This window comes from Mucilaginibacter sp. GW821-FHT07H05 (assembly GCF_059418485.1).
Genome location: NZ_JBWKPY010000008.1, coordinates 302355 through 321738 on the forward strand (window position 1 = coordinate 302355; position 19384 = coordinate 321738).

General features: G+C 46.3%; 20 protein-coding genes. 8 read left to right on the top strand and 12 right to left on the bottom strand.

All coding sequences use genetic code 11. The features are described from left to right. The 4 genes from AC07M6_RS21525 to AC07M6_RS21540 all read left to right on the top strand — a co-directional run bounded on the left by AC07M6_RS21525 (position 1) and on the right by AC07M6_RS21540 (position 4847). Positions 1–2496 (top strand): M1 family aminopeptidase, encoded by a 2496-nt coding sequence (locus AC07M6_RS21525; RefSeq protein ID WP_494893033.1) that lies wholly within the window; start codon positions 1–3, stop codon positions 2494–2496. Between the two features lie 25 nt (positions 2497–2521). Next, a complete protein-coding gene (locus AC07M6_RS21530) occupies positions 2522–3064 on the top strand; it encodes an RNA polymerase sigma-70 factor (RefSeq protein ID WP_494893035.1) in 543 nt (180 codons plus the stop codon). Beyond that, positions 3061–4047 carry a FecR family protein gene (locus AC07M6_RS21535; protein WP_494893037.1) on the top strand — a complete coding sequence of 329 codons (987 nt, stop codon included), beginning with the start codon at positions 3061–3063 and terminating at the stop codon, positions 4045–4047. The genes AC07M6_RS21530 and AC07M6_RS21535 overlap by 4 nt, the downstream gene beginning before the upstream one ends. Before the next feature lie 356 nt (positions 4048–4403). Beyond that, positions 4404–4847: an Hsp20/alpha crystallin family protein gene (locus AC07M6_RS21540; RefSeq protein WP_494893039.1), complete on the top strand. Its 444-nt coding sequence runs from the start codon at positions 4404–4406 to the stop codon at positions 4845–4847. A 135-nt stretch (positions 4848–4982) separates the two neighbouring features. Here AC07M6_RS21540 and AC07M6_RS21545 read toward each other — a convergent pair whose 3' ends face one another. Further along, positions 4983–5657 (bottom strand): PAS domain S-box protein, encoded by a 675-nt coding sequence (locus tag AC07M6_RS21545; RefSeq protein WP_494893041.1) that lies wholly within the window; start codon positions 5655–5657, stop codon positions 4983–4985. Positions 5658–5974: 317 nt separating this feature from the next. Here AC07M6_RS21545 and AC07M6_RS21550 point away from each other — a divergent pair, with 317 nt between their 5' ends. Beyond that, positions 5975–6379, top strand: a complete 405-nt coding sequence (locus AC07M6_RS21550) for a DUF1761 domain-containing protein (protein WP_494893043.1) — start codon at positions 5975–5977, stop codon at positions 6377–6379. A gap of 99 nt (positions 6380–6478) precedes the next feature. Here AC07M6_RS21550 and AC07M6_RS21555 read toward each other — a convergent pair whose 3' ends face one another. The 6 genes from AC07M6_RS21555 to AC07M6_RS21580 all read right to left on the bottom strand — a co-directional run bounded on the left by AC07M6_RS21555 (position 6479) and on the right by AC07M6_RS21580 (position 9102). Further along, positions 6479–6601: a DUF3606 domain-containing protein gene (locus AC07M6_RS21555; RefSeq protein ID WP_494893045.1), complete on the bottom strand. Its 123-nt coding sequence runs from the start codon at positions 6599–6601 to the stop codon at positions 6479–6481. A gap of 108 nt (positions 6602–6709) precedes the next feature. Beyond that, positions 6710–7159, bottom strand: a complete 450-nt coding sequence (locus tag AC07M6_RS21560; RefSeq protein WP_494893047.1) for a nuclear transport factor 2 family protein — start codon at positions 7157–7159, stop codon at positions 6710–6712. A gap of 18 nt (positions 7160–7177) precedes the next feature. After that, positions 7178–7999 carry a helix-turn-helix domain-containing protein gene (locus AC07M6_RS21565; RefSeq protein WP_494893049.1) on the bottom strand — a complete coding sequence of 274 codons (822 nt, stop codon included), beginning with the start codon at positions 7997–7999 and terminating at the stop codon, positions 7178–7180. After that, the gene (locus AC07M6_RS21570) at positions 7996–8493 is read right to left on the bottom strand and encodes a hypothetical protein (RefSeq protein WP_494893051.1); all 498 of its coding nucleotides are present in this window, start codon (positions 8491–8493) and stop codon (positions 7996–7998) included. Before AC07M6_RS21570 ends, AC07M6_RS21565 begins: the two co-directional genes overlap by 4 nt. Positions 8494–8575: 82 nt before the next feature. Next, positions 8576–8791: a nuclear transport factor 2-like protein gene (locus AC07M6_RS21575; RefSeq protein ID WP_494893053.1), complete on the bottom strand. Its 216-nt coding sequence runs from the start codon at positions 8789–8791 to the stop codon at positions 8576–8578. A gap of 95 nt (positions 8792–8886) precedes the next feature. Beyond that, positions 8887–9102, bottom strand: coding sequence for a hypothetical protein (locus AC07M6_RS21580; protein ID WP_494893055.1), 216 nt, complete (start codon positions 9100–9102; stop codon positions 8887–8889). 63 nt (positions 9103–9165) lie between these two features. On the opposite strand from AC07M6_RS21580, the gene AC07M6_RS21585 reads away from it, so the two are divergent. Further along, positions 9166–10641 (top strand): serine hydrolase domain-containing protein, encoded by a 1476-nt coding sequence (locus AC07M6_RS21585; protein WP_494893057.1) that lies wholly within the window; start codon positions 9166–9168, stop codon positions 10639–10641. Between the two features lie 151 nt (positions 10642–10792). On the opposite strand, the gene AC07M6_RS21590 is transcribed toward AC07M6_RS21585, so the two are convergent. The 5 genes from AC07M6_RS21590 to AC07M6_RS21610 all read right to left on the bottom strand — a co-directional run bounded on the left by AC07M6_RS21590 (position 10793) and on the right by AC07M6_RS21610 (position 14675). Continuing rightward, positions 10793–11362, bottom strand: a complete 570-nt coding sequence (locus AC07M6_RS21590; protein ID WP_494893059.1) for a nuclear transport factor 2 family protein — start codon at positions 11360–11362, stop codon at positions 10793–10795. 113 nt (positions 11363–11475) lie between these two features. Next, positions 11476–12150: a hypothetical protein gene (locus AC07M6_RS21595; RefSeq protein ID WP_494893061.1), complete on the bottom strand. Its 675-nt coding sequence runs from the start codon at positions 12148–12150 to the stop codon at positions 11476–11478. Beyond that, the gene (locus AC07M6_RS21600; RefSeq protein WP_494893063.1) at positions 12147–12902 is read right to left on the bottom strand and encodes a GNAT family N-acetyltransferase; all 756 of its coding nucleotides are present in this window, start codon (positions 12900–12902) and stop codon (positions 12147–12149) included. Before AC07M6_RS21600 ends, AC07M6_RS21595 begins: the two co-directional genes overlap by 4 nt. A gap of 40 nt (positions 12903–12942) precedes the next feature. Further along, positions 12943–13656, bottom strand: a complete 714-nt coding sequence (locus tag AC07M6_RS21605; protein ID WP_494893065.1) for a LytR/AlgR family response regulator transcription factor — start codon at positions 13654–13656, stop codon at positions 12943–12945. Continuing rightward, positions 13653–14675 carry a sensor histidine kinase gene (locus AC07M6_RS21610; RefSeq protein WP_494893067.1) on the bottom strand — a complete coding sequence of 341 codons (1023 nt, stop codon included), beginning with the start codon at positions 14673–14675 and terminating at the stop codon, positions 13653–13655. The genes AC07M6_RS21605 and AC07M6_RS21610 overlap by 4 nt, the downstream gene beginning before the upstream one ends. 106 nt (positions 14676–14781) lie before the next feature. On the opposite strand from AC07M6_RS21610, the gene AC07M6_RS21615 reads away from it, so the two are divergent. Together AC07M6_RS21615 and AC07M6_RS21620 are read left to right on the top strand one after the other, a co-directional pair. Continuing rightward, on the top strand, positions 14782–15297 hold the full coding sequence (locus AC07M6_RS21615; protein WP_494893069.1) for a GNAT family N-acetyltransferase: 516 nt from the start codon (positions 14782–14784) through the stop codon (positions 15295–15297). 325 nt (positions 15298–15622) lie between these two features. After that, on the top strand, positions 15623–19315 hold the full coding sequence (locus tag AC07M6_RS21620) for an ABC transporter permease (protein WP_494893071.1): 3693 nt from the start codon (positions 15623–15625) through the stop codon (positions 19313–19315). The last annotated feature ends 69 nt before the right edge of the window (positions 19316–19384 follow it).

Sequence of the window (19384 nt, forward strand, 5' to 3'; positions counted from 1 at the left end):
ATGAAAACTAAAAAAACTTGTTGCATCTTCCTGCTATTCGTAATTGCGAGGATTGCCGCGCATGGTCAACAGCTTTCTGCAAACCCTTTTCAAACTGCTACTATCCAGCGCCCACCCATTTCCGGATTTGATTTGATTCATGTAGCATTGGATCTTAAGGTTGACTACGAAAAACGCTCCTTCTATGGAACTGTTACTAATATAATCGTTCCCCTCCGGGATACGCTATCAAATATCAGACTACACTGCGGAGCGAACCTGAATATAGCAAGCATTGATGTTTCAGGACAAGAGGCGACCTTCGTCCGCTCAGGTGACCTTCTAACGATCACCCCCGCACAACACTTAAAAAGTAAAAAACCAGCCAGGGTAATTATACACTATTCAAATGTTGTTGGTAAGGGAAGCCGTAATTTTTATTGGATAAAACCGACTGATGGCAATCCTCAGCAGGTAGGATTCTGGACCAGGGGAGGGTCAACCGGAAATCGCCAATGGTTACCTACCTGGGACTACCCAAATGATTTTGCTACAAGTGAAACCCGGGTTACGGTTCCGGCCGATTGGTACGTGATTGGTAATGGAATACTTATTTCAGACAGCCTAAACAACGATAAAAATACCAGAACATTTCACTGGAGAATGACTCAACCACATGCCACTTACCTTATTTCTTTAGTTGGAGCCCCATTAAGTATAAGCCGTACGACATGGAGAAGCATTCCCTTATTATACGTGGTGCCAAAGGGAAATGAAAGTAAGATCAATGATACGTTTGGAGAAACACCCAATATGTTATCGTTTTTTTCAGATATTCTTCATGTAAAATATCCGTGGCCAAAATATGCGCAAACTGCCATAGCAGATTATAATAGCGCGCAGGAAAATATCTCGGCAACAAGTTTTACATCATCGTACCTCACGGATAAAAGAGATGGTTTTCACCGGTTCGCAGATGTCGGCTCACATGAACTTGCTCATCAATGGTTTGGCGATCTGGTAAGCCCCAAAGACTGGAGCCAACTGTGGCTGAGCGAAGGATTAGCGACCTTTTTCCGATACCTATATATGGAACACAGCCGGGGAAAGGATTACTACTGCTACCAAATCCGGGACAATGCGGATGCCTATTTTTCGGAAAGCAAGAGTTATAAACGCCCGCTCATTGCTACACGCTATCCCCAGCCTTCCCAAATGTTTGACAATCACACCTATCAGAAAGGAGCCGCCATTGCACATTCTTTACGTCGTTTTATGGGTGACAAGGCATTCTTTAAAGGACTAAAAAATTATTTAGTGACCTATAGCCATCGCCCTGCGGACACGGAAGACCTGCGTAGAGCTATGACAGATGCAACAGGTATTGACCTTTTACCGTTCTTCAACCAATGGATGTATAAACCTGGTCACCCGGTTATCGACTATTCATGGAAATGGGATCAAAACGATAAACAGGTCATATTAAAGGTACGGCAAACGCAGGATACAGTAGGTGGAGTGCCTGTATATAAAATGAGGTTAAAAGCAGGTTTGATAATAGCCGGCAATATCGTGCTGAAAACGTTGAATTTAAACTCAACTGATCAGGAGTTTCGTTTCCATACAATCAGGAAACCAGGTGCTGTACTGCTCGATCCAAATCATGATTTCTTAATTGAGATACCTGTCCTTCATTGGGATGCTAAAGAACTATTTTCTATTTTTCAGTATGCACCAAATGCTGTTGATCGCCAGCTTGCCATGGATAAAATTCTGGCTGGAAATCCCTCAGATGCATCAATTAAAAGCATCGTGTCGGTTTTAAAGACAGATATGAATTTATTTCCGAAGTTTCATTCCATAGCTCGTTTAGGAGAATTAAAAAGTGCCGGTCTACACGATTTTTTCCTTGCGCAGATTAAACATCCTAATGACGACCGTAAGCAGCAGGCCATTCATGCATTGGGTCAGCTTCCCCCCAATGCTGGTGATTTACAGGCAATACGCGCTCTTACCGGTGACAAATCAAGCTATGCAGTAGTTCTTGCTGCCATAGCAATCCTCGCAGACTGGGATGCTCCAGGTAACCGCGATATTTTCCAAAAATCCGTACAGTCGCCGTGGCCGAATAGCGTATTAAGGTACGAAAGTTTGCTTGCTCTAAGAAAAGCCGACTTCATGGCAGGAAAGGCTCCAATGGATCCCGATACAATAATAACCAACCGGATAATGAAATTTATGTCAAATTTCACTAAAGGGATTAAAGATCCTACCTCTATGAGCACGGGTTTGATAGCGCAGCTGCCGCCTGCCGGCGATAAGGGTTATGCAGAAGATTTGAGCAGGCTGACGTCCTTTTCATATATTTTCAGGGAAGATGTGAGCAGTCGCAAGATTATATCGCACGGCGACCCGGTAAGCTATATTTATTATTATAAAATGGTCCCTACAAACCATGTTCATTATCTCAAATTCTACCTGACATCTGAAGGTAAAATCACGGAAATGCGGGACTAAACACTTGTTAAAAATTGTTAATATTTTGATCGAAGAAATTATAACTATCAAAGAGTTCGAATTTTTTTTCAACAAGCATTATGCTGCTGTGTTGAGGTATTGCGCGACTATAATAGCCAATTACGATGACGCAAAGGATATTGTTCAACAGGTTTTTATCATCTTATGGCAAAAGCGAGAAATCGTTTCAATTACAAATTCCACAAGGGCGTATCTTTATAAAGCCGTTTACAACGCCAGTCTTGATTATTTAAAGCATGAAAAAGTCAAAAGCAATTTTGTGAACCAAACAAGCTTTGGCAGCACAGCGGTTGTGTACCAAGCAGACATATTGGAAGCAGAAATTCAAGGGAGGATAGAAAAAGCTATAACAAAGCTTCCTGAACAATGCCGGAAAATATTCACGATGAGCAGGACGCATCATTTAAAATATAAAGAGATTGCAGCGGCGCTTAAAATCTCTGAGAAAACGGTCGAAAATCAAATGGGAAAAGCGCTCAGGCTATTAAGATTGTCCTTAAAAGGGTATTTGAACATTATATTGATTCTTATAAAATTATTGTCATGACAGAAGAATTGATAGCAAAATTTCTTGCCGGTGAAGCTTCACCGGAGGAAGCGGTCATGATTGAAGATTGGATGAACGCATCAATTGACAACCAATCTTATTTTGACGAACACCAACGAATTTACAAAACAACAGGCTCGCCAACCGAAATAATAGAAACTTTCGACGCATGGAGAAAAGTGCGGACGGCAATTGATAGTTACGAACGAGACAAAAAAATACAGTTACATCGGAGAATAGTCGGGCTTGCAGCCTCCGTTGTGCTAATAATCGCTACTATCCTACTTGTTTTTCACATTAAGGGAAATTCAACACACCTGGTCGAATACCGGACAGATCTGTTACAACGAAAAATTCACTTAGTAGATTCATCTGTGATTACACTTGCCCCAAAATCAAGTCTAATAATCGATAGCGATTTTGGTAAAAACGAGCGTCGTATTTTATTCAAGGGATCAGCTTTTTTCATTGTGAAACATGATGCTGGAAGGCCTTTAATAATCGACATGCATAAGCTATATTTTGAAGATATGGGGACAAAATTTTTCATACACACTTCTCAGAACATTGATACCGTCTATATCTATGTAACGAAAGGCAAGGTTTCCATGTTTGACGATTTCGGTTCAAGGACAATTTTAAATGCGGAGGAGCGGGCATTTTACGTGCGATCTGCAAAAAAAATTGTTACGCTGCATGATAAGCCTGTTGTTACCGAAAGTAAAGGCGATGTTGGCGAAAACGTTAGTAAAGTTACTAAATCAGTTTCGTCTTCTTCGATAAACAAAAAATGGAGCCATTTCATAAAGGACATTTGCGATACTTGTAATACCACCTTTGCTGAAACCGGTTTCTCAGCAGACACCGCCCTCCCGGCTCGCAAAGCAAAAGCTCCAGCTGTTGGTAAACCCGCTGCAACTACGAAGAGTCCCATTCCCGCCAGACCAAGCAATGCGTCGCGACCGGCTAAACCACCAAAATAATACAAATTTGTCGAATTGATTTTGGTCAAGTGGATAAGATGACATGGGATTTATCTGTAGCTCCTGAATTTCTCACCTTAAAATTGATACATTTTTAAGGTGAGTACAATATCTCACCTTAAATCGATTAAGGGCTACACCAGCGCCTGATTGATGGTTTCTGTAATAAAGATTTAGCTATTTGCATGAAATTTGTAACCGGTTGAAATTTGCTAAAAACCCGATGGCATACAAAATCGATGCCAATGCAGGCGGTTTCAAAAAATGAAAAAATGACAAACCGGCTTTATACCCCCGTTGTTGTAACAATATAGCCGGGATGTTCCGGTTAGTAAATAATTGAAGGAGGGAAAGTGATGGCCTTAGTAAAATTCAATGAGGGGAAAAACAGGGGCGGCCTGGTGCGCCCGGGGTTTGATGACATTTTTGAATCTATTATGAACGACACCTTTTTATCCGACCGGATGATATCGCGGGTGCCGGCGGTGAACATTTCTGAAACCGACGGGCATTACCATATCGAACTGGCCGCACCGGGACTAAAAAAGGAAGATTTTAAATTGAACCTGGACCGGGATGTACTCACCATCTCCGCCGAACACCGGGAAGAGCAAACCGAAAACGACAAAAAATATAATAAGCGCGAATACAGTTATAGTTCGTTCGTCCGCTCTTTTACACTGCCCGACTCGGCGGATGACGAGGGGATCGAGGCCGAGTATACCGAGGGGGTATTGAAGATCAATGTGGCTAAAAGGCCGGAAGCCAGGCGCGAAAGCCGCCAGATCGAGATCAGGTAGCTGAAAAACAGCATAATGGTTTAACCGGGCGCTGCTCACGCAGCGCCTTTATTTTTTCAGGCTATCTGCCAAAATCATATCAGGCAGGAAAATTGGTAGAACAAATGGTTGATCGGTTATCCTGTAATTACGGCATCAGGACTTAATGATACTTTCGCTATCCCTGGTTTTTGCTTCGATCTCCCTGATGATGGCATCCAGCCGGTCCCCGGATTTTTTGATGCCCTCAATAATGATTTTCTGATCTTCATCGGCATCATCGGGGTAATTGAGCAGCTGGACCAGGCCCAGGATATTGACGACCGGTGAACGGACCTTATGGGATTGTATCCAGGCGATCTCCTTCAGCTGTTCGTTCTGCTGCTTCAGTTTTTTTTGGTCTTCCAACGCGGTTTCCAATAACCTGCTGTTTTCCAGCGCCGCCAAAACCCGTTCATGATCATCCATCAGGTAAGCCAGGACAGCATCCTTATCGTTAACCTGAATGGCCTGTGAATACACATGGACGTAAAAAGTTTCCCCGTTTTTCCGCCGGTGGCAGGAGTTGCCCAGGTCATAAAATCCGCCGGCTGTCTGTGCATCCAGGACGATGCGCAGTTTCATACCCCGGTGGATCTCGCCATCCACCCGGACGTCCGGCAGTTTCATCGCCAAAAATTCATCCCTGCTGTAGCCGTATTGTTCGACCGCCGCCTGGTTGACCTCCAGGAACCGCATGTTTTCCTTATCCAATATCCACATCGGGCAGGGGCTTTCTTTGAAAAGTACGCTGTAATAATCTAATTCGAGGTTCATATCGGTTTCGTCCATCGGATGGGCCGCCAGTTCATAAACATATTGCTTTTAAACGAAAAACAGGTTGCATTGTTTATTTCCCGGTTATTTTGCTCACCATTCGCGCGAAATGGCATTTTAATTATACCCGGAACATTGTTAGCTGCTTTCGCTCCATCCGGCATCATTTGATCAAAAGCACCAGAATAACCATCGCTTTTTTTCCGGCAGGAATAGTTTTTTATTAAATTTGGTTCATAAATTTATAGCTTTAACCCTTAATTATCAAGGATATAACACGCAGTTTTTCACCCGGATTAATTTAACCCCTATCAACCCTTTAAATCCCGATTATGGAAGTTCCTATCAATTACCTGGCCGTAGCGGCAGCAGCGATTGCCAGCTACATGATCGCCGCCATCTGGTATGGCGCGATCTTTAGTAAATTATGGCAGCGGCTCACGGGCGTTACCGACATGAAACCAGCCCCCCTGAACATTGTACTGGTGTTGATCGCCTGCTTTGTCATGGCCTATGTGCTGGACCATTCGATCATCTTTGCCCAAACCTACCATAAAGAAAGCGGTCTGTCTTGCGGGCTCACCGCCGCCTTTTTCACCTGGCTGGGATTTGTAGCGCCTGTAACTTTATGCACCAAGCTTTATGAGAAAAAACCCTGGGGGCTTTGGCTTTTGGATAATGCTTTCTGGCTGATCGCCATGTTGGTCATGGGCGCCATTCTGTCCGTTTGGGCCTAAGTGGTTACGCATCAGGATCATTTCAATGCTGGAATTTTGATCAGGGGATGGCAGGAAAGGTGCCGTCCCCTTTGTTTCAGGGCGTTCGGATCGGGACACCTATATTTTTTTCCGGTTCAAATACGCTTCAACGGTCTTAGCGGAAGGGCCAACGGCATTGATTGCCGCCTTTAATTGAACTTTCGTCACATTCAACCTATCGCGGTGACCTGCCCGATGCACGCGACGTAAACCAGGTCGTAAAACAGCTCCAGCCAGCTGATCCTGCGCTCATTTTGCCGGTCCTCGAAGCGGGCTGGCGGCTGCCACCATGTCTTTTTGCGCATAGCGCTACCGGTTTTCTATCCAATCCACCATGAGCTTACGTTCGGCAAAGAGCCATTTCCCGTTTTGCTTTACAAAGCGGTCGTGATATTTAATATGGGCGATCATCAGTGCTTGAACCCCGTCCTTGATGGTTTGATGATGCGCAATGCAATAGGCAATACCGGTTGCCGTGTCATCGTTCAGTTCCAGCACGGTACTTTGACCATTAAAATGCATGGTGGCCCGATAAGTATTCAGGTTATCAAAGACCGGAAAAAGGTCGGCCCGGTTATGGATCACCTGCGATGGTTCTGCTGATTGAGCATCCATGAAAACAATAAAACTGGTATCTTCGGTAAACAGCGCCATTTGCCCTTGTGCATCACGGGTGTCGGCACAATAAGCATATTGGTCTACCAGGTTTCGAATGGCCAGCCTGTCGGCTGCCTGCTGCAATTGTTGTTCGGTATTCATGGGTTAGTTTTTTTAAGGTTATGGAATGCTGGCCGGCGTTACGCCAAATTTTTGTTTGAAAGCAGTATAAAAATGGGAAAGGTTCTCAAAACCTAACTCCATATAGATATCTATTGGTTTCCGCTTTTTTTGACGGATAAGCTCATAAGCTTCTGCTAATCTTTTTTCCTGTAACCATTTGCGCGGCGGGGTTTGAAAAACCTGGCTGAAATCTCGTTTAAATGCGGCCAGGCTTCTTCCCGTGAGTTTCGCGAAGTGTGCTACCGGCACATTGTAATGATAGTTTTGCAACATGAATTTTTCCAGGTCAATCTTATAGGGTTCTGAAGAATCGAATAGAAAGTACCGCAAATCAGGGTCTAAATGCAGGAGCAGTTCAATGGCTTCATTGGTTTTAATAGCCGCCAGTTTTTTATTGGTTTTTTCAAATTCCTCCACATAGGGCAACAGTGATTGGAAATAGCTTTTCAGCAAGGTATCCGGTTTGAGTAAAAGATTTTTTTCGCCGGTATAATTTTTGACTTCGTGGATAGAATTGGCTAAGGCATATTGCCGCAAAGTGGTATCCGTTAGGATGACCGAGATACATTGGTATACCTTATCTGCGGCCGGGATTTTGACCGATTTGGCCAGTTGATTTTTTTTGGTCAACAGGAGTTGATTCTTTTTTAAGACCAGCCTGCCGTTTTGATGCTGGATATGGGTTTCCCCCGAAAATTGAAAAGACAAAACGTGATAGGGGATAAACTGTTCATAGCTGCTGTATTGCTGCTCATAGGTACAGGAATACACAAAACTGTCTTCCAAAATCCGTGTTACCGGCATTATTTTTTCGTTCATGGTTTTCCGGCAACTAAAGTTTGGTGATATTCGGCGTTTCTTGCCCCCGTATTACTGTCGATCAGCATTAATACCGCCATCAAGGCAATGGCCGTGATGCCAACAGCCCGCCAGGTGGGTGTATTGACAAAGATGATCAGCAAGGCGGCTGCCATAATGATCAGGGGAAGCACCTTGAAAACCAATGCCAGGTCATGCTGCGATTTGGCGGTACGCTGTATTTCCGTCCGGACAAATGCTTTCGCATCGGTTTGATAAGCGGTTTCAAATTGTGTTATCCGGGGTTTGTTGGCAAAACATAAACCTGCCGACACAGCGATCATGACTACACCGGCCACCAGCATGGGCCAAACAAAAGCCCTGGCCATAGCCGTTTTGCCTGATTGGCCAAAGCCGACCGCTGCTAAGAGAAACAACAGGCTCAACAGCAAACTTATTTTGGCGGAAAACACCTCTGCCCTGGCCCAATCTGTACTTAATTTTAAAATATCCATTGACATCAAAGTTGGATTTTTTTTCGCACATTCTCATTGCTGTACAGCTCAAATACGAGTTGGTGTATGGCTCATCCCGGATTTATTTTTTTCCGCTATTCGGAAAATTCACACCCGGCCCAAAATAGCAGTCGTACCCGGTGATCTTGCCATCTTTGAACTGGAAATATTCCGTGTTCCGGAAGACCCGGCCATCATTGGTATAGCCATTGTAGGTCACAAAGGCATCCCCGTTTCCCATGATCACTTTTTCCAGGTCGACTTTTTGGTGTTTGGCAGTTCGGCCAGCACCGGGCATGATGGGTCTCCAGGCTGATATGATCGTCAACGGGGCTGCAGAACCGGAAACCGGGGCTTAAAATTGATTTCAACAGGTTCCAGTCCTTCTGCTCATCAGCGCGGTAATACGCTTTGACCAGCAGCTGGTTTTTGGATTGACTGTAGCCGCTGCCCACCAGCGCTAAAAAGCCAAGGATGAGTAATATTTTTTTCATAAACACCATTTAGCGATTTGTCCCGGTTTTTAGTGGCGGCATGATTCTTGTTATTTTCCTGTAAACACCCGGCAAAACACCATGAAAAAATAGCTGTTGCCTCGGGAAAAGCCATCTCTAAAAAAATGACAAACCAATATCCGGGGATTTCATTTTTACAGTTTTAACACTTAACTTCATGGGCAGCAAAGCTCCGCACATGAAAAAATACCCTCTCCTGTTTGGCTTCCTTTTGATCCTGACGATGGGCTACGGGCAGAAAAATATCCCGTGGCCAGTCTCTTCCCCGGAAACACAAGGCATGAATGCTGCGACACTGATCGATGGCATTCACAAGCTTAAACTGGATCATACGAATATCCACAGCCTGTTGGTGATCAGAAATGATCATATCGTCCTGGATGCCAGTTTTTATCCCTTCCAACCGGCCTATGCACATGATATCGCCTCGGTGACCAAGAGCATCATGTCGCTGTTGATCGGTATCGCGATCGATAAGGGGTTGATTAAAAATGAAGAGGAGCCAGTATTGAGCTATTTCCCGGAGTATCCCGTAAACAATGAACAGCTAAAAAAACTAAAGATAAAGGACTTGCTGAATATGGCCTCCGGTTTACAATGCAGCTGGGATGACCATGAAAAAGAACTGGAGCAGATGCAGCAGGGTACTGACTGGGTAAAGTACATGCTCTCGCTACCCTTTGTTTCGGAACCCGGGGGAAATTTCGCCTATTGCAGCGGTAATTTTTACCTGCTGGCCGAGATCCTTCAACGAACGGCCAAAATGACCTGCCATGAATTTGCGCGGCAATACCTGTTCGGCCCCTTACAATTTGGGCCAACCTATTGGGAAGCCAACAGCAAAGGCGTTAATCATGGTTGGGGCGATCTGCATATGCGCCCTTACGATCTGGCCAGGATTGGCTGTTTGCTCCTGAATGATGGCAAATGGCAGGGGCGGCAGCTCATTTCAAAGGAATGGCTGAATAAAATAAAACCCCTGTACTATATACACGGCACGGAATCCTACGGCTACGGCTGGTGGCTGGATAGGGAGAATCCCGACGAGATCCAGGCACTGGGAAGGGGTGGCCAGCGCTTGTTTGTGCTGAAAGCTGAAAATACCGTCATCGTAACGACCGGCGGCGGATTTGATGCGGGAGAAATGGATAACCTCGTCCTGGAATCGATCAAGTCGTATACTAAAAATGAAGATCATAGCGCGGACTTAAAAGCACTGCTCAAAACCATTCGGTCTCCCGGCCCCCAAAGCCCCGCTAAAAATGGTTTTTCCGCTAATATGTTAAACAGGACTTTTCATTTAGAAAAAAATGACCTGGAGTGGAAGACCGTTCGGTTTGAAAAAAGAAATAAGGCCCGCGCGCTCGTCATTCATTTCACAGATGGCGCCAAAGAAGTGCACCCCATCGGCTGGGGCGGCCAATATCAATTATCCCCTGAACATCAATTTGGTTTGCCGGTCGCGGTTAAAAGCCAGTGGGAAGGCCATCAATTGGTCGTGGATTACAATCAGCTCAGCAGGATCAATCTTTACCAGCTCCGCTTTGTTTTCCATCAGGATAGCCTTGATCTGGCTATTCATGACCTGACCAACAAGCAACGGGCCTCAGTCAAAGGAACGGCGATAAAGTAAACGGCCATGCGAATAGTTGGTGCCGGTATCAGCGGCATCCAGCAGTTGCTGGTATAAACTCTTCATGTCCTGTATAGCCCTATTTCAAATAAAAATAGCGCAAATTTAGGGTAAGCCCAATAGCGTATTTTATTCCGTTCCTAAGCCGATCTTACTGATGCTGCGGCCATTGGAACTGATCTTTAAACCGTTCGTCTTCCAGGGGCTCCGGTTCCACTTTCTCGGCGGGCAGGGCACAAATATTGGAGGCGAGCTGCGTCCATTGGCCCTGTTGTTGCTTCCCATAAATATCCATAGACCTGAGCTGATAGGAACCTTTTGTTGCGCCGTCCTCCCAGGACAGTTCTGCAATATAGGTCACGATGCCAGTCTGTTCGTGAAAAACAAGGTCATATTCCAGCATTTTGTACCCTACGAGGTGCCAGGTATTTTGCTTGTTCAAGCCGCCCTGGTTTGCTGCCGCCGCCATATAGTCATCGATGCCCCTTAGCACCTTTCTGGAATAAGTCAGGAAGCCGCGCCAGTTAGCGGCATGCAGGGCCCTGACCTGCGCTTCGTCTTTAGCGATATAAGCCTGGAAAATGCGGTCAATATGCGCGCGGATCGCCCGCTCATCTTCCGGGCCGCCCGCTGGCCGGGAACGGAGTACACCCGCGCTAAAGTTCAGGGAAATCAGCGCCGCCAGTACCAGCCCCAAACAAAAGTTACGTCTGTTTTTCATAATTTTGCTTAAAATTAACCGCGTGCGGGGAGGCAACAAGTATTTCTGATAGTTAGCCGGCTTTGCGTGAAAAATCGACGGTTTTTGATGATGTGCGGCCAGCCGTATCGTTTTTAATCTGCGCGGTTAAACCATTGCATCACCGGGTCGATCCATGCCTGGTATCCCTTGAATAAAAACCCGTGGCTGAGCCCGGTGTGAAGGACAACTTCTTTAAAGCTGCTGACCTCTGGCCTCGGGCTAAAGATCGCGGAACAGGTACAATGCGGATCGGTTTGTTCGATAATGGAAAGAAAATGACCGGGTAGCCGCACGTTTTGGTAGATTTGATAAGTGTCCGGCCAGCAGGCGCCCATGATCACATAATTCATTTGCTTGTTTTTTAATGTTTCGGCAACGCTGAGCGTGATGGCGGATCCCGCCGAAGCGCCGACAATCATAAGGTGCCGTACAGGTACACCCCCCCGGAGCAGGGAGTCAACCTGTTTGACCACTTTGTTCACATATACTTGGTCATTGATCCCATGCGCTCTTTTTTCACTGATGACATGTACCCCGCGGCTGCGCAGCGAATCTAAAATATTGAAATACTCGTATGGCCCCCACTGCGGCATGGCTGCGGTAATACCATTGTTTCCTTTTTCGGTCACTACACCGCCATGCAAATAGAATAAATAATTTTCCGCCGCACTGATTTTTTTAGGGAGCGAGGAAGATATGGTCTGTCCGAAACCCCGGTTAGGAATAACCGTTAGCAGGACCAGTAAAATCAAAAACAAGCTTTTCATGGGTTAACTCCTTTGATTACACCGGCTAACATCGATCCTGAAATACGGAGCCCGGCTTTTACTAAAGTGGCTTTAGAAGCCGCATTATCCTTGTCGCACCTGGCCGCAGGTATTCTTCCCCGCAGGTAGGATTCTTTTTTTACTTCCTGTAAAAGGAAACTGCCGGCCCCTCTTTTCCGGTAGCCGGGATCTACCTCCATATACAGGTCTGAAAATGGCCGGTTATAATGTAGTAAAAACCCGCCAGTGGCGATGATCTTCCCACCAAATTCGATCACAAAATCTCCTTCCGGTTCCGACCGATGTTCAAAAAGCTGATCGTCTTCTTTCCTGGGCCGGAAAACCATTCCTGGTACAGCTAAAGCGGTCACCGCCTGGTCACTGAATAATATCACATCCGCGGTGACTTCGCCGGCAAACTCATACAGCAGAGGCTGCAATATCTTGTCGTTGCTTTGACACTCGATATATTTTGCGGTAGCCACCTGAATAAGTTGTTTAAAAAAACGGGAGGCCAAACTCCGATAAGCCGGTATGATATAAAATTCAAAGATGCAATCGCGCTCAGTGGTATCCTGCGCTTTGACCGCACCATAGCCGACAGGAACAAGGTTGATTGTTAAAGCATATACGGTTGACCAGCCGCGCTCATGACAGGCATTGTACCTGATCTGCGTATTCATTTCCTGGAGATACAGCTCACGTAAAGGTAAAATTTCAGCTAAAGCAGTACGGGTTACTTGCAGGACCATACTTAAAGATAGGGTTTTAACCGGATAATCAAGCTGGTGATCAGCGTTTCAATAAGCGCTGTTCCACGACCTGCATCAGTTTGTCCCGGAAGGCCCGGCTCACGGGGACAGCTTTATCACCGATGATGACCTGATTGCCTTCAATGGCTGTTATCCGGGAAAGATTGACAATAAACGATTGATGGACCTTCATAAACTCCTGCGGTGCCAACTGGCTTTCCAAGCTTTTTAAGGTCAGGTAGGCGACCAGTTTTTTTTCAACGGTAAAGATGTTGATGTAATTACCCGTGCTTTCAGCATATAAAATAGCCGCTAATTCGATCTTTTCGATCCGCTTTTCGCTGCGGATAAATAAACTGGCGGCAAAGGCACCGGGCAGGTTCGTCCGCCGCCTGTCGGCATATTCCGCTGCTTTCTGGACTGCCTTTAAAAAGCGCTCAAAAGCGATCGGTTTTAACAGATAATCGATGATATCGAGTTCATAGCCTTCCAAAGCGTAACTGGGAAAGGCGGTGGTCAGGATCACCATAGGCTTGACCTCCGTTTGCTTCAGCCATTCCAGGCCGGACCTTTTGGGCATTTCGATATCCAGCAGGATCAGGTCCGTTTCGTTTTGCCGTAAAAACGCTTCGGCCTTCGCCACGTTCTCCACCTGGCCGGCCAGCTCCAGGAAAGCGGTTTTGCCAATAAATTCCCGCAGCACCTTGCGGGCCACGGGTTCATCATCCACGATCAGGCAGCGCAAGGTTTTCATGTCGCCAGGGTTAAGTGAACGGCGTAAAAACCATCGGCCTGCTTAATGTCCAGCGTATGGCGGCCGGGATAAAGCAGTTCCAGCCGCCGCTTCACATTGCCCAGGCCGATACCTTCACGGCCCGTGTCCTGTACCTCGTAGGAATTACGGCACTCAAATACGAGTTGCCCCGCGGTTTGCGTTAAGCTAATCGCAATGCTGTTCGCCTGCTGATCATCCCGTGTACTGTACTTAAAGGCGTTTTCGACAAAAGCGACGAAGATGAGCGGGGCTACCAGTACCGTTTTGTCGGTCATGGTTATTTGCAGGTCAATGGATAAGTTGCTGTCACTGCGCGCCCGTTGCAGCGCCACATAGTTCTCCAGATAAACCGCTTCCTTATCCAAAGTGATCCAGTCCACATCCGCTTCGTATAAATTATAACGCAGCAGGTCGGAGAACTGTACCAGGATATCCCTGGCCTGGGTATTTTCGATATCAATGGTGCCATAAATGGTATTCAGCCCGTTGAATAAAAAGTGCGGATTGAGTTGGGCGCGTAAGTATTTTAATTCGCTGTGCAATTGTGCCACCTCGATATTTTTGACGCGGTCCTGCTGCCGGCTCCAGCGCAGGCTGAACAACAACAGCGTCGAGATCAAAATAGACCAGAAACTGTCGAACAGGTTCCATTTAAAGTAATCCCGCAGGGGCATGAGATCCTTGGGCCAAATGATACTATCATAGTGTTGTTTGCTCAAGGCTTTCAGCCAGGTATTCAGGACGACTAAGGCTAATACCGCGATGAGGTAAAGGGCGATCCTTTTTTTATCCAGCAGTTTGGGGATCAGGAGAAAGGCGTTGACATAGATCAGCATGGCCAGTAATAAGACCGAGATCGCCAGTGGCGGCAGCGCGAACAGCCAGCCTTGCTTACGGATATAGTCCTCCACATTCATCAGGTTGTACACGCCGTATACCAGCCAAACGATCAGGTGGAACAGGTAACGTCGCTGGAAGACCGGGCCCAAATACTTCATGAAACCAAAGCTAAAAAACATTCCCGGGAAATTTAACCGCCGAAATCTGCCAGTTACGTAGCTTTTCCGGCTAATTATCCGAAAACCAAGCAGGTTTGTAACCTATGTGAAAGAAAAACGTCTTTTATCTAAACCCCTGGTCATGAAAAGTAGCCTTACTGCCCTGATCCGTAGCTTGTTCGCGGTAATACGTCATTCAAAGCAAGGCAGCCCGCGACCCGCAGAACGAAGCCCGGAAGGGCGGGAAGAACTGACCATCCGGGAAGCGGCCGTTACGGATATCCCGGCTTTAGCGGAACTCTATAACTTAGCCCGTTCAGCAACGCGCGGAAACGTCCGGAATCCTACTAAGGCAGAACAGCAACAATTGACAGTCACTGTCGGCACCTTTTTCTGCCTCGTGATCGCCAACAAGGAGGGGGACCTGGTCGGTTTTGCCCAGGGAAAAACGCATCAGCGCGGAGGGCTGCCGGCCTGTTCCGGCGAACTGGACCAGCTTTATTTACGCAGCGCCTACCACGGCGTGGGACTGGAACAAAGACTGATCGACGCGGCTGCCCGGAAGATCCTGGCCATCCGGCTCAGTCCGGCTGATCCGCCTGCCTCACCCGCGGTGACCTGATCTCTTTTTTACCGAACCGGTAAGCCAGCGTGAGCCGGAGGTTCTGGTTCTGATAGCGGGAGGTTTGCAGCTGTTGGTACGCACCGGTGCTGACCGCTTCATCGATATAGCTATAAGGCGTCAGGAAAGCATCCAGCCGGAGACTGATATTGAAACGTTCCACCAGTTCAGGATTCTGCAAACAAGGGTCATTCTTTATTTGCCATTTAAAACCGAACGTACTGATGTCCGGTATGATGACAGATAATTAGTGCAATTGAGACGTAATTTACTTTATATTAGAATTTAGTAATTTGGAACAGGAAATTGGAAGTGATAAAATCAGTTGAACGCATATACTTTTCATATTAGCCCCTATGACCTCGCCTTCCTGGGGGCGATATTTATCGGGCTGACTTTTACCCTGCTGCTATGGTTGACCAAAAGGATCAACCGTACTGCAAACTGGTTTCTTGGCCTGGCCCTATTCACCATCGTTTTGTGGTTGGTTTGGGTATTGGCTTCTGACATCCGGTTGGGGGCTTACTTTCCCCGCTGGAGTTGGTTGCCGCTGCAATTTTCGCTCGCAATTGGCCCGTTTATCTATTTTTACGTACTCAAAATGACCAGACCACGGTATAAACTCCGTTGGAAGGACTTGCTGCATTTCAGCCCATTGGTTATACAACAGGGGATTTTGGTTTTAGAGATCAAGGAGGGCATTAAAACGGGCGCGGCAACTTATGATACGCTGATCTTTCGGCAAATGAACCCGGTTTTGCAGCTACTGGCGGCAGTTTCGATACTCATTTACCTGTATTGGTGTCACGGACTGTTTGAACACTTTTATAATCAACAGGAATTCAACAGCGTTAATGACCGGTACCGGTTTGCGTGGCGCTGGCTGCATCGCTTACTGGCGGGTTTCGGCCTGCTGTGGCTCATGTGGATACCTTATACCAGCGTTGATTATTTTTATTACCATCACCCGTCAGGATTGCAGACTTACTATCCTTTTTACCTGCTTTTAGCGATCATGATGATCTGGATTTCAGTGGTCGCTTTTTTGAGGCCGGAGACTGGCATGTCGGCAGAAGCGTCTTCGTTTCCAAGACCGGTATCGTCGGCAGAATTGAAGCAAAAAGGTAACTGGTTGAAAAACATTATGAAATCCAATGCGTATTATCAGGACCCGGAACTCAATTTAAGCTCACTGGCTGAAAAGCTTGGCTTAAGCCCCCATGAATTGTCCCGAATTATTAATACAACGCTTAAGAAAAGCTTTAACGATTTTGTTAATGAATACCGCGTTGCGGATGTGATCCGGAGGATGCAAGATCCCGGTTATGCCCACCTCAGTCTACTGGGCATCGCGTATGATGCCGGCTTTAACTCAAAAAGCACCTTTCACCGCATTTTTAAGGAGATGACCGGGAAAAGCCCGGCCGAATATAAGATAGGTCTGGAAAAAGAACTCCCATCTTATAACTTGGGACATCATCTACGTTTTGCGCCCGTAATTTCGAACCAGGAAACCACGCCGAAGTGGTACCATCAGAAATTTAACCGCAACTTTATGTTTAATATTAACCTCAAATTTGCCTGGCGAAACCTGCTTAAACACAAATTCTTTTCATTTATTTCGGTTTCAGGACTTGCTATTGGTTTATGCGCCTGTATCCTGATCATCCAGTATGTAAATGAGGAACTGAGTGTTGACCATTTCCATACAAAACTGAATAGCTTGTACCGGGTGGTAAATGACCGATACCAACAGGGTGTGCGGGTACAGCACAGTCCCATGACCTATTCCGGAATTGGCAGGGCCATGAAACAGGAGTTGCCTGAAGTAGCGGAATACTGCCGTGTGACCCCTTACCGCGTCGAGGTTATCTCCTGGGCTGATAAGAAAATAGCAGACCAGCGCGCTATTGCGGTGGATGCATCTTTCCTTTCGATGTTTACTTACACACTGTTGGCGGGTGACAGGCAGACTGCTTTACGGGAACCCAATAGTATCATTATTTCGGAAAAAATGGCGAGGGAACAGCTGGGCGTCAAAGAACCGAGGTCATTGCTCGGGCAGACGCTTGTATTCGATACGGATTCTCTGCCTTATAAAATAACAGGTATCTGCAAGGATGCACCGGCTAATTCCCAATTACACTTCGATCTGTTGCTATCTTATATTTCACTCTACAGCAATACAGGCAACAACCGGTTCACCGCTGCCGACTATGATTTTGTACAACCTTCTTTCTGGCAATACATTCAGTTGAAGGAAGGTGCCGATCCTGAAACAGTAGAACGTAAGCTTGCAGTACTGACTAAAAAATATTTCCCCAAAGCCGCAGCAGCCCGTATCAAAGAAGTGTTTTCCCTGCAGCCCTTGCGAAAAGCTTATCTCTATTCCGATTTTGAATATGAGATCGGTAAAAATGGCAATTATCGTATTGTTTGGAGTCTGTTGGTGATCGCGTTGTTCATACTGGTACTGGCCTGGATGAACTATATCAATTTATCTACCGCCAGGTCACTGGAAAGAGCAAAAGAGGTAGGTGTAAGGAAAGTAGCCGGTGCATCAAGGCTGCAGTTGATCAAACAGATCCTGACCGAAGCGCTATTGATAAATATCGTGGCAGTCATCTTAGCGGTTATCCTTACACTGTTGTTCCAACATGAGTTTAACCAACTGGTGAACCGCGACCTGTCTATCGGTATGTTGTTTTCAAAACAAACGGCAGATACCGGTATTACCCTCCTCTTTGTACTTTTTTCAGTTGCAGGTATTTTGTTATCCGGTTTTTATCCGGCATTTGTCCTTTCGGCCTATCACCCGCTAAAAGTATTGAAGGGAACGTTTACGCGGTCTGTTTCCGGGGTATTTCTCCGGAAAAGCCTGGTAACCGCACAATTCGCCATCAGCATATTACTAATCATCGGTTCTTTTGTGGTATACCGGCAACTTCGGTTCATGACCGGGCAATCGCTGGGATATAATATGGAGCAGATGATCATCTTACGTAAACCGGTGCTCAGTAACCAGGGTAATGCTTTCATGACCAATGCCGACGGATTTATCAATACCGTAGAACAGCTTGCGCATGTGAAAGGCGCCTCCGTTTCCGGCCGGATACCGGGGGATGAATTGGGCAAGATCAATAATGTAAACCGGACGGATATGGCGATGAATAACCAGGGTACCATGACCAATATGGGTGTGGACGCGCGGTTCATCAATCTTTACCAGATGAAACTCCTGGCAGGCAGGAATTTTTCTTCCCTGGATTATAACAACGATTTGGCAAAAGTACATACGCTGATCATCAATGAAACCGCTTTACGGCAACTGGCTTTTAAATCACCGCAGGAAGCGGTCGGAAAATCGGTAACGGCATTTAATCGCACCTGGGATATCATTGGTGTTGTGGCTGACTTTCATCAGAAATCATTGAAAAGTGGGTTAGAACCGGTGTTGCTGTTGCCTACCCTGCAGGGGCATTACAGCCAGTTCTCTGTAAAAGTGGATCCGCGGCAATTACCCGCAACCCTTGAAGCCATTCAGAAAGCCTATGCCAGGTATTTCCCAGGAAATGTTTTTGATTACTATTTCCTGGATGAAAAATTCAACCGGCAATACAGCAACGATTACCTGTTCGGTAAAGTGTTTGGCCTGTTTGCGGCACTGGCCATCCTGATTGCAGGCCTGGGATTGTCAGGTCTATCGCTGCTGACTACTGCCCAGCGAACCAAGGAGATCGGTATTCGGAAAGTGCTGGGCGCTTCGGTAACGGGTATCGTACTGCTCCTGTCGAAGGATTTTATTAAACTGGTACTGCTTGCGGTCATCATCGCTTCACCTGTTGCCTGGTATATCATGCATCTCTGGCTGCAGGATTTTGCTTATCGTGCTGAAATAAGTTGGTGGATATTTGCAGCGGCAGGTTTGCTTTCACTAACTATTGCATTGCTGGTAATCAGTTTTCAAACCATACGTTCAGCTGTTGCAAACCCGGTAAAAAGTTTGCGCACCGAATAATCAGTCATTTTCCCGCTGCCGGATTACAATCGTTACCTCACAAAAAACAATCCTAGCACATAATCCATT